1 tRNA gene is annotated in these 219 nt (G+C 51.6%); it reads right to left on the bottom strand.

The window, feature by feature from the left end:
- Positions 1-143 precede the first annotated feature (143 nt).
- Positions 144-219: transfer RNA gene (locus BTH42_RS33480), tRNA-Ala, on the bottom strand.

Here is a 219-nt window from a genome sequence, read left to right as displayed (position 1 = left end):
CTTTCGTGAATCTCTTTACTACTTCTTCCTGATTGTTAAAGAACGACAGCCGATTGTGAGTTGCCTCACATCGCTCTGACTGGCTCAATCGCCAATGCGAAATGCTCTGCCAAAACCTCAGCAGAACGCTGTGCATTGATGATTGGTGGAGGATGACGGGATCGAACCGACGACCCCCTGCTTGCAAAGCAGGTGCTCTCCCAGCTGAGCTAATCCCCC

The organism is Burkholderia sp. SRS-W-2-2016 (genome assembly GCF_001931485.1).
Lineage (GTDB): Bacteria > Pseudomonadota > Gammaproteobacteria > Burkholderiales > Burkholderiaceae > Paraburkholderia.
Note: the sequence above shows the minus strand (reverse complement) of the source record. Positions and strands in the feature narration are given on the sequence as shown.